A 10,539-nucleotide genomic window follows, 5' to 3' on the forward strand; every position below is an offset into this window, starting at 1 on the left:
AGCCGCGCCCTGGGCGGCTCGCTGGTCTTTTTCTGTTCACACCGCGTTCGCATCGCGTTCGCATTGTCTGCGAGCGCGGCAAATCGTATCAAACGCTCGAGCGCGGATCAGGCTCACCATCGCGCTGCTGCATCGCCGTGCTGAGCGCATCCATCATCCGTTGCAAGTATTGCTCGACCGAGAACTCCGCTTGCGCGTCGAGCAGCGCCTGTTGCGCGAGACGTTGCGCAAGCGCCGGGTCGCGGCGCAAGACGCCGATCGCGGCGGCAAGCGCTGCCGCGTCGCCGGGCTCGACGAGCCAGCCGTTGCGTCCATGGCGCACGATCTCCGGTACGCCGCCCGCAGCCGCGGCGATCACCGGGCGGCCCGCCGCCATGCCTTCGACTATCACGCGTCCGAATGGCTCGGGTTCCGTCGACGTGTGCAATATCACATCCATTGCCTTCATCCACGCGGGTATGTCGTCCTGAAAGCCCGCGAAATGCACGCGTTCCGCAATGCCCCGCGCGCTTGCCTCGTCGCGCAGGCGCTGCGCATACGCCTCTTCGCCGAATAGCGGCGCGCCCACGAGGACAAGGTGCGCGTCGGGCAGACGCGTCAATGCATCGAGCGCAATGTGCTGACCTTTCCAGGGCGCGAGGCGGCCGAAGAGACCGGCGAGCCACGCGTGCTCGGGCAAGCCGAGACGCTGTCTGAGCGAGCCGATGTTGGTGCCGTCCACGCGCTTGAACGCGCTCGCGTCGATGCCGTTGTAGACCACCGGCACCGTGTCGGCCGCGAGACCCGTTAGCGCCGTCAGCGATCTCGCCGACGCGCGCGAATTGACGATCACCTGATCCACTGCGAGGCGCACCGCCCATTTGACGACAGTCAGTTGCACACGTCCGAAGTGTTCGCGCGTGAGAATGTCATGCTGATACCAGACCACGGGCTTGCGATGCAGCAGCTTGCCGAGCGCACCGAGCACGAGCGCTTTCTGCGTGTTGACGAAGAGTATGTCGAAGGCTCGCGCACGCGCCGCAATTGCACGAACCTGCCTGACGATGCCCGGCAGCACGCGCAGGCAGTTCGTCGCCGAAGCTTGCCGCGCAATGCCCGACACGCTTGCGTCGTTGACGATCTGCACGCGCGCGCCGAGCGCTTCTAAACGCGGGCGAAACGGGCCATCGGCCAGCAACACCACTTCCATCTGCAATGGGTAATGTTCTGCCAATTGCAGCAGCGCAAATTCGGCCCCGCCGAGCTGGCCGCTCTGATCGACGAACAGCACGCGCGGCAATGCGCGCGCATGCGTGGCAGCGGGTGCGCCTATGCTCGCGCCAGGTGGCGTGGCAGGCGAGTCAAGAAGCGCCGGTGCAACGAGCGGCAACGAGTTAGCGAGTGGCGAAGCGTCGAGCGAGGAGCGCATAGGAAGGCGAAGTAATTGGTTTTAAGCATTCGCAAAGGGGCGAATGCGCAATGAATCAATTATTCGCGCCCTGTCGCGCGTCGAATGTGGGCACGCGCACGCACAGCAAACGATGCGCCACATACACTCGTTGCTAAGCCCAGGAGGCGTTGACCGAGGACAGGGAGATCATGAAAGTTGCGATCGTGCACGACTGGCTGGTCGCACCTGGCGGCGCGGAGAAGGTACTCGAGCAGATGATCGAATGCTTCCCCGACGCGGACCTGTTCAGCCTCGTGGACTTTCTCGAAGACCGCCGGCCGTTGCATGGCAAGCCCGTCACCACCTCTTTCATTCAACACCTGCCCCTCGCGCGGCGCCGCTATCGTGCGTACTTGCCCTTGATGCCACTCGCGGTCGAACAATTCGATCTGGCTGGCTACGATCTGATCATCACCAGTTCATATGCGGTCGCCAAGGGCGTGCTGGTCGGTCCTGATCAAACGCATGTGAGCTACGTGCATTCGCCGATGCGTTACGCGTGGGACCTCCAGCATCAATATCTGCGTGAAGCGGGTCTGACGCGGGGGCCCAGATCCTGGCTCGTGCGCCTGCTGCTGCATTACCTGCGCGGCTGGGATTCGCATTCGGCGAACAGCGTCGACCGGCTGATCGCGAACTCGCAATTTGTCGCGCGGCGCATGATGAAAACGTACCGGCGCGAAGCGGCTGTGATTCCGCCGCCAGTGGACGTACACGAGTTCGAACTCTGCACGCGCAAGGAGGACTTCTATCTGACCGCGTCGCGAATGGTGCCGTATAAGCGCATTGATCTGATTGTCGAGACGTTTAGCGCGACGCCGCACCGCAGGCTGATCGTGATCGGCGATGGACCGGAGATGGCCGCGATCCGTGAGAAGGCGGGGCCTAATGTGACGATACTCGGCTATCAGCCGGTCGGCGTTCTCAAGGACTATTTGCAGCGCGCAAGAGCGTTCGTCTTCGCTGCCGAAGAAGACTTCGGCATTGTCGCGCTCGAAGCCCAGGCGTGCGGTACGCCGGTTATCGCGTTCGGCAAGGGCGGCGCGCTCGAAACCGTAGTGCCGGTCGGCGAAGTGCACCCAACGGGCGTTTATTTCGGACGGCAAACTGTTGTGTCGATGCTGGATGCCATCGACCGGTTCGAGCGCCAGCGTGAGCAGATTACGCCGGCCGCGTGCCGTGCAAACGCCGAGCGGTTTTCGGCGGCGGTGTTCCGTCGGGCTTTCATGGCCGAGGTCACACGCACCATCGCCGCGGTCGGCGCGCGCGGCGAGTCGGCGGCCACTGCACGGCTCGACGCCGACCCCGCGACCGAACCGGTCGGATGGCCGACCGAGCCAGCGTCGCAAAGCAGTTGGGGACGCTGAGCCGAAGCGTATGGGCGCTTCGCGGCTCGGCGGTCCTTTCGTTTCAGCAGGGCAGCACCATCAACAAGCCGTTCGGGCATCGCAGCCCGATCGGCCGCCGGGGGACGGCGGCAGCGTGCCTCACGCGCCGCTTCGCAATACGTATTCGACGCAGGCGGTAAACCGTAACCAGCACCGTAACCAGCACAGTAACGATAACGGTGACGGAGCGCCGCAGCGATTCATTAAAACAGGCAGTCGTTGATCCGTTCGCCATGCAATGGCGCACAGAAAACACGACCTTTGGACGAGGAAGAATCTAAACTCATGAATGCAGATCGCTTTCCGGGATCGTTTCCCGACGTCGCTCAAAGCTGGGCCGCGCTACAGGCCCTGTTGCCCATTACGCCTATCCGCAGCGAGCAGGACTACCAGACGATGATGGAGGTGGCCAGTGCTCTGGCCGACCATCTGAACGGCAAGCAGGACGATCCGCTCGCCGATCTTCATGCGATCGTGTCCGACCTGATTCGCAGCTGGAAAGCGCAGAACGTGACGTTGCCCAAGGCAGAGCCGCGCGAAGTCTTGCGGCATCTGCTTGAAACGCACGGGCTCAAGCAGAAGGACCTGATGGGCATCGCATCGCCCACGGTGGTGAGCGATATTCTCGCGGGCCGCCGCTCGATCAGCAAGAAGGTGGCAAAAGCCCTGGCCCAGCGTTTCCAGACCGACGTCAGCGCGTTTCTGTAGAACAGTACCGGTTCTGCTTGCGGCGCCGGCGGCTTTCGTGCCGCTGGCGCCGCGTTCGTTGCGTCTTCAACTTTATCCGGACTACAACGAAGCCGCACATCAATAAAAAAGGGGCTGCGCCTATCTGGGCGCAACCCCTGATTGTCTGCCGCCTGTAATTGGCGTCAGCCTCGCCTCGACGTCTCGTCGGAGCCCCCGGTCGTGTACGTGTACGCATAGGCGTAGTCGTAAGTACCGTTTTTATTGTGGCTTTTCACCGGCACCGCGTTCATGACGCCGCCCACCACGCGCGCGCGGGCGCGGCGCAACTTCTTCAGCGCTTCCGCGAGATGGCCTTCGGTGTGCGCCCCCGCACGCATCACCAGCACGGTCGAGCCAGCGAGATTCGCCACCACCGCCGCGTCCGCGACCGCGAGCAGCGGCGGGGTATCGACAATGATCAGATCGAATTGCTGTTCGAAGCGCGCGAGGATTTCGCTGAAGCGCGACGACGTGAGAATCTCCGACGGATTCGGCGGATACGTGCCCGCCGCGATGAAGTGCAGGCCCGCTACGCCCGTCGCGCGAGCCGCCGTTTGCAGATCGACCTGACCGGTTAGCAGCTCAGTCAGGCCGCCTTCAGGCGAACGGCCCAGATATTGCGCAAGCCGCCCGCGCCGCAAATCCGCGTCGATCAGCAGCACGCGCTTGCCAGATTCCGCGATCAACGCCGCGAGGTTCGCGCTCAGAAAGCTCTTGCCGTCCGACGGTGCGGGGCTCGTTATCGCAACAATGCGGTTCGGCGCATCGATCAGGCCGAATTGCAACGTGGCGCGCAAACCGCGCAAACCTTCGACGGTCCTATCGTACGGATGGGTTTTCACGAGCAGCGGACGCACAGGTGCCTTGTCCGATGCAATCACGGTCTGCGTGCCGACGGGCTCGCTGTCGGCATGATCCGCGCTTGCGCCGCCACGTTCCCGAAAAGGCAGTAGCCGCGCAAGGTGACCCGGCGAGGCCGCCGTGTCATGAATCTCGCTCGGCCGTGAGCGGGGCGCGCGCAATGCGGCGCTACGCGTGGCGCTCAATTGCCGGTCGTTGCGCGCCTGTTCCGCACTGAACGTGATCGCGCCGAAAATCGGCAACTGAAAGCGTCGTTCGACGAATTCCGGATCGGCCACGCCGGTAAAGAACCTGCGTCTGCAAAACGCGAACAGAATGCCGGCAATCACGCCGAGCAGCGTGCCTGCCGAAATGATCAGCGCGGATTTCGGCCGCACCGGTCGCGAGGGCAGCAGCGCTTCGTCGATGATGTGCACGTTGCCGATCGTGCCCGCCCGCGAAATAGACAGCTCCTGAATCTTATTGAGCAACGCAACGTAAATTTCCTCGGCGACTTTCGCATCGCGTTGCAATGCCAGTGCGTTGCGCTCCGAACTCGGCAACGTCGTGAAGTGATCTTCGAAACGGGCCTTTTCGCGCGCCATGGCGGCCAGTTGCGAATCGACCTGCTGTACTTCAGGGCTTTCCTCGGTGAAGCGGCGCAGCAGTTGCGCGCGCTGAATGCGCAGCGCCGCAATCTGCTTTTCGTAATCGAGGCCGCCCGCGAGGTACACGCCTGCCTCCTGAGTCGGCTGGAACGAGCCGACTTTCGATTGATACTCGGAGAGCGCGGTCTCCGTCTTCTTTACTTCTGCGCGCAAGCGGGGCACTTCGCTATTGAGGAAGTCGAGCATGTGGCTCGCTTCTTCCTGTGCGCGTTCCGTGCGCTGCTTCAGGTACGACGCGGCCACCGCATTGGTGATGGCGGTGATTGCGTGGGCGTCCGTACCCGAATACGACAATTGCACGACACCGGTATCGCGGCCCTTTTCGCTGACCTGCAACGAAGTGGAGAGGGCCGACACGGCATCCAGCTGATTGAAACGCGTGACATGGAATTCGGTGCCGGGGCGGGCCACCAGTTTTTTCACCAGTAGCGTGATGTCATGGCCTTTCGCTTCTTGCCCAGCCACGCCGTCAAGCAGCGGGGCGCCGAGTGCATCCGTCAGTACGTAATGTCCGTTATCCAGCGCGCGCAGCGTCAGTTGTGCGCCTTCCAGCGCCTTAGGCACGCTGATCGATCCCACTTCGAACTGCTCGCCGCCCCAAGCGTATTCGTTCAGACCGAACGGTGCGCCAAACGGGTGGCCGGGGCGCGCGAACAATGCGGAAATCTTGCCGAGCACCGGCACCGTGTTCGCCGACGCGCTGAAATTCAGCTTGAATTGCTCGACAACCGGCTCCACCACGGCGCGGCTCTTGATGATTTCGATCTCGGCTTCGGTGCGCATGGGGCCTACGCTTGGCATCAACGACAGCAGTTTCTGGCCTTGCGCGCTGTTGCCGTTGCTCTGCGCGTCGACTTGCAACAGCGCGTCGGCGGAATAGACCGGCGTGGCGATTTTCGTGTAGATCACGGCGGTGAGAATCACACTGCCGGCAATGCCGATCACCCACCAGATCTGCTCCGTCACCATGCGCAGAAGGTCGCGCATGACCGCATCCTCGTCGCCGTCCGGCGCCGGACCATGGTCCAGCATGTCATACGTACTCATGTCGATACTCCGTGGCGGGCGATTTATCTGGACAACTGGACGGTGTAAAAGAGCGACTGCAGAGTCGGCGTGATCTGTTCGAGTGCGCGATTAAAGCGTGCCGCATTCGACACCTGCACGTACACCACGTCCTTCGGTTGCAGATCGAACTTGGTCATCAGCATCAACGCGTCCACCTGGGTCATGTCGAGTTGATACACGTCGGGGGTGAGCGTCTTGTCGGCGCCGCGCACCACATACACGTAGCGCGGATCGCCGGTTTTGACGTCGAGGCTGCCCGCGCCGGTGAGCGCGTCGGCGAGCGTGAGACGGCCGCGGTTCATCGGCAGCGAGGTCGGCTTGTTCACTTCGCCCAGCACGAAGACGCGGCTGTTCGACCGGTCCGGCACGTCGATAATGTCGCCGTCCTTCAGCAACACGTTCTGTTGCGGGTCGCCGGTTTCGAGGAGCGCGGCCACGTCCACGGTGTAGCGTTTGCCGTCGCGCGTCACCCCCACGTTCTGCAGGTCCGCATCGGGCAATGCGCCGCCCGCGCGATTGATCGCATCCAGCACGGTCAGCGGCGCATCGGTGATCGCCTCGGAAGCGGGCGTGCGCAGATTGCCCGTGACCTGCACGGACTGACTATTGAAGCCCGACACCCGCACGTCGAGCTGCGGGTCGCGAATCGTGCGGGAAAGGCCCTTAGTCAATGCGGCCTGCACTTCCTGCGCGGTCATGCCTTGCACCTTGATGCGGCCCACGCGCGGAAAGAAGATCGTGCCGTTGTTCGCAACGCGCACCGTCAGGCCGCCTTCGCCGCTACCCATCGCGGTTGGTCCAATCGGCGTTGCGCCCTGGGTCTGCGTGGGGCCGGGCGAGGGTGTCACCCCGCTCGCACCGGCCGTGGCAGGCAGCGGCGGCGTGCTGCCGGCCATGCCCATGCCGCCCGTCAGTTCCGGATGGTCCCAGACGATGATGCTCAACTGATCGCCGATGCCGAGCCGGTATTCATAGAGGCCGCGGGTTTGCGGCGTGAGGCAAGTGAGCGGACAGACGGCGGGCACGGCGGCCGCGCGTTGCTGGCGGAAATAACCCACGTCGATCGCGTGCACCGGAAACTTTTCGGCGGTCTGCTCGGGCGGCGCAGCCGGCTCGAGCCGTTTTGTGTCAAGGTAAGGTCCGGGCGCGAGCGTGCACGCGCATAGCGATGCAGCCGCGAACCCCGCAGCGATTGTTCTGATAGTCATTTTGTGGTCCCTTCGCGTGTAGCCGGTGCGTCGTTGGTCAGCGCGCCGCTTCCTGCCATGCCCCGCGCATTGCGCGTAAACCCACTCGCCATTTGCGAAGCGCAAGCGCCAGTCCGCCGCGCTCGAATGCCAGCGACAATGCGCGCAGAAACCCCGGGTCCGCGCGATCGCCGATCAGCGTCGAGTAAGCGACGAACGCCCATCGGCCCGGTGGGCTCAGGTGTTCGCACATGATGAGTCGGAGATTGAACGACGCGTTGTAAAACGCCGTGTCGTTGAATGTAAAGCGCTGATCTTCGTCGCCCCGCTGCGAGGGAAAGTGCTCGACGAGCAGGGCCGGATCGTAGATCAGCGTCCAGCCGCGTCGGTGCACGTCGAGACTGAAGCCCATTTCGCAGTGAACCTGCGCGCCGCTGCCACGCAGGCGCGCGTCGAAACGCAGCGGGCCGATTGCTTCGCGACGGAACGCCATGTTCACACCCTTGAGCACGTGGACCTCGCGTGCCTGCCCATGGCCGATATGATGATTGCCGATCGTGCGGCCATACCACCGCACGATGCCGACGCACGGCTTCTGTCCTTGCAGAATGCCGTTGCGTTCATGCACGATGTCGCGCCCGCCGAGACCGCCGAGGCACGCATCGCTCTGGAATGCGCGTGCGATGCGCGCGACCCAGTCCGGATGCGGCGCGGCGTCGTCGTCGGTGAAGCAGAGCACGTCGCCGCATGCGCTTTCTATGCCGAGGTTGTACGCGGCCACGACGCCTGGCTTATGCACCAGCACGACGGCACGCCGCGGATCGGGGCGCGTGGCCTCGCGCGTGCGCAGCCAGTCGAGCGTCGCGTAATCGTCGTGACGCGCGACCACGATCACCTCGTCGGGCCGGCGCTCCTGCGCGTCGAGCGCCGCCAGACAACGCGCGAGATCGGCGGTCCGGCGGTACGTCGGCACGATCACGGAGACTTTCACGAGCGGTGTCCGTAGCGGCATGATCAGAATGCGTTGCGGCCGACAAAGCCCTTGAAGATCGTGACGAACACGATCTTCATGTCGAACCAGAACGACCAGTTGTGAATGTAGAAGAGATCGAACTTCACGCGCGTTTCCATTTTTTCGACCTTGGCGGTCGCGCCACGATAGCCGTTCACCTGGGCCCAGCCGGTAATGCCGGGCTTGATGCGGTAGCGGTGCATGTAGCCGTACACCTGATCCTTGTACAGGTCGTCATGCTCGAGCGCATGCGGACGCGGACCCACCACCGACATCTGCCCGAGCAGCACGTTCAGAAACTGCGGCAGTTCGTCGAGACTCGTGCGGCGCATGAAGGCGCCGAGCTTCGTCACGCGCGCGTCGTTTCGCGAGGCCTGCGTGAGTTGGCCGTGCGCTTCGTGATGCACGGTCATCGAGCGGAACTTGTAGATGGAAAAGGGGGCACCGTCTACACCCTTGCGGATCTGGCGAAAGAACACCGGACCCGGCGAGGTGAGCTTGATGCCCGCCGCGAGCGCGACGAACACCGGCGCGAGCGCAATCAACGCAGCCGCAGCGAAGAGCCGGTCGAACATCAGCTTTGGCCACATCTGCGGCGGCGATAGCGACGGCGTGCTCAGGTTCAGCGTGGGCAAACCGACCACGTCGACGAGCGAATGGTCAAACAGCGAAAGGCTGCGTACGTCGGGAATAAAACGCAGATTCACGAAGTCATGCCGGAACATGCGCTGGAAGCGATAGATCGTACGTTCTTCGGAAAGCGGCAGCGCGAGCCAGACCTCGTTCACACGCTCGTCGCGCACCTTCGCGGCGAAGGCATCCGGATCGGTCAGCACAGGCAGGCGGTTAAGCCGCGCGCCGTATCCGGCAACCCGCTCGCCACTGCTGTCCACGCTCGTATCCAGTACGCACACCGGCTTGAAACCGGCCTGCGGCGCATGCTGGAGATGCGCGAGCAGCGTGCGTGCAAAACCGGGTGCGCCGACAATCGCGACGGTGCGCAAATTCAGGCCGCGCCGACGCACGCTGCGCAATGCGACGTGCACCGCGCACTTGGTTGCCACGATGAGTGTTCCCGAAATCAGCGTCGAGTAGGCGAACCACAGGCGTGACACCGCGTCCATGCGATGCAGCGTGAACGCGAGCAGCAAGGCGGCCGCAGCCACCGCGAGCCACGCCGCGCCGACTCGCGCAAGCATTGCGCTCAGGGCCTTGCCGCGCCAGGTTTCGTATACGCCGAAGCCGGGAAACATCAGCAGCACCAGCACGCAGTTAAACGCGATCAGCAGGCGTTCCGTGTCCGGCAACGCCGCGAGCGTCGAAAAGCGCATCCAGTGGGCGAGCAGGCCTCCCGCAATCACGAAGAGTGCGTCGAGGCATCGCGCAGTATTCCTGAACATTTTTGACTCTGCGAGGTGGTCCAATCGTGCCGTGTTTTATTCGACGGTCTCGGCCTGGCGCAGACGTGGCAGAAGGCGGTCGAATTCGCGCTTCACGAGGCCGTAGCATTCGCATGCGCGCGCTTCGAGCCCCTTGCGGTCGAGCACCTTGATGTGTCCGCGGCTATGGTGAATCAGGCCTTCGTCGTGCAGCTTGCCGGCTGCCTCGGTAATACCCTCGCGGCGCACGCCGAGCATGTCGGCGATCAGTTGTTGCGTCACGGTCAGGTCGTTGGACGCGACGCGGTCCACCTCGATCAGAAGCCACCGGCACAGTTGCTTGTTCAGTGCGTGATGGCGGTTGCATGCAGCCGTTTGCGCGACTTGTGTGAGAAGGGCGTGCATGTAGAGCAGCATCAGACGGCGCAGAAAATCGGAGCGGGCGAATTGCTGCTTCAGCGCCTGCGCGCTCATCCGGTAGGCGAACCCGGCGCATTGCACCTGTACGCGATTCGGCATGGTCTCGCCGCCCGTGAGAACGGGCACGCCGGTCATGCCTTCGCGGCCAACGGCGGCGATTTCGACGGAGCTGCCGTCTTCCATTGTCGACAGCATCGAGATGATCGCGGTGGTCGGGAAGTACACATGATGGATGCGTTGGCCTGAGTCGCAGAGCAACTGCTCCGTGCGCAGATGAACCAGTTCCAGGTGGGGAGCCAGCGCCTGCCATTCGTGAGACGGCAATGCACCGAGCAAATGGTTACCGTGCAGGTCTGATTGAAGTGTCAACATGATCGGTCCTCGCGTGAAGCCGCGCGGCGCGCGTCTTCCTGTTTTTG

At 63.4% G+C, this 10,539-nt stretch carries 8 protein-coding genes; 2 read left to right on the forward strand and 6 right to left on the reverse strand.

Features of this window, described 5'->3' with window-relative positions; translation table 11 throughout:
• Positions 1-88: 88 nt before the first annotated feature.
• Complete coding sequence (locus tag F757_RS0111025; protein WP_027211435.1) at positions 89-1,408, reverse strand: glycosyltransferase family 4 protein; 1,320 nt, start codon at positions 1,406-1,408, stop codon at positions 89-91.
• Positions 1,409-1,578: 170 nt separating this feature from the next.
• Between F757_RS0111025 and F757_RS0111030 the strand changes: the two genes are divergently transcribed.
• Together F757_RS0111030 and F757_RS0111035 are read left to right on the forward strand one after the other, a co-directional pair.
• Positions 1,579-2,796, forward strand: coding sequence for a glycosyltransferase family 4 protein (locus F757_RS0111030; protein ID WP_027211436.1), 1,218 nt, complete (start codon positions 1,579-1,581; stop codon positions 2,794-2,796).
• Between the two features lie 306 nt (positions 2,797-3,102).
• Positions 3,103-3,525, forward strand: coding sequence for a helix-turn-helix domain-containing protein (locus tag F757_RS0111035; protein WP_027211437.1), 423 nt, complete (start codon positions 3,103-3,105; stop codon positions 3,523-3,525).
• Positions 3,526-3,689: 164 nt separating this feature from the next.
• Here the strand turns inward: F757_RS0111035 and F757_RS0111040 are convergent, their stop codons facing one another.
• The 5 genes from F757_RS0111040 to F757_RS0111060 are packed head-to-tail and all read right to left on the reverse strand — an operon-like array spanning position 3,690 to position 10,492.
• A complete protein-coding gene (locus tag F757_RS0111040) occupies positions 3,690-6,101 on the reverse strand; it encodes a polysaccharide biosynthesis tyrosine autokinase (protein WP_027211438.1) in 2,412 nt (803 codons plus the stop codon).
• A 23-nt stretch (positions 6,102-6,124) separates the two neighbouring features.
• Positions 6,125-7,330 carry a polysaccharide biosynthesis/export family protein gene (locus F757_RS0111045; RefSeq protein WP_027211439.1) on the reverse strand — a complete coding sequence of 402 codons (1,206 nt, stop codon included), beginning with the start codon at positions 7,328-7,330 and terminating at the stop codon, positions 6,125-6,127.
• A 37-nt stretch (positions 7,331-7,367) separates the two neighbouring features.
• Positions 7,368-8,321 (reverse strand): glycosyltransferase family 2 protein, encoded by a 954-nt coding sequence (locus F757_RS0111050; protein ID WP_027211440.1) that lies wholly within the window; start codon positions 8,319-8,321, stop codon positions 7,368-7,370.
• Between the two features lie 2 nt (positions 8,322-8,323).
• A complete protein-coding gene (locus F757_RS0111055) occupies positions 8,324-9,721 on the reverse strand; it encodes an undecaprenyl-phosphate glucose phosphotransferase (RefSeq protein WP_027211441.1) in 1,398 nt (465 codons plus the stop codon).
• Positions 9,722-9,757: 36 nt separating this feature from the next.
• Positions 9,758-10,492 (reverse strand): Crp/Fnr family transcriptional regulator, encoded by a 735-nt coding sequence (locus tag F757_RS0111060; RefSeq protein ID WP_006048767.1) that lies wholly within the window; start codon positions 10,490-10,492, stop codon positions 9,758-9,760.
• Positions 10,493-10,539 lie beyond the last annotated feature (47 nt).

Source organism: Burkholderia sp. WSM2232 (assembly GCF_000472545.1).
Classification (GTDB): Bacteria; Pseudomonadota; Gammaproteobacteria; order Burkholderiales; family Burkholderiaceae; genus Paraburkholderia.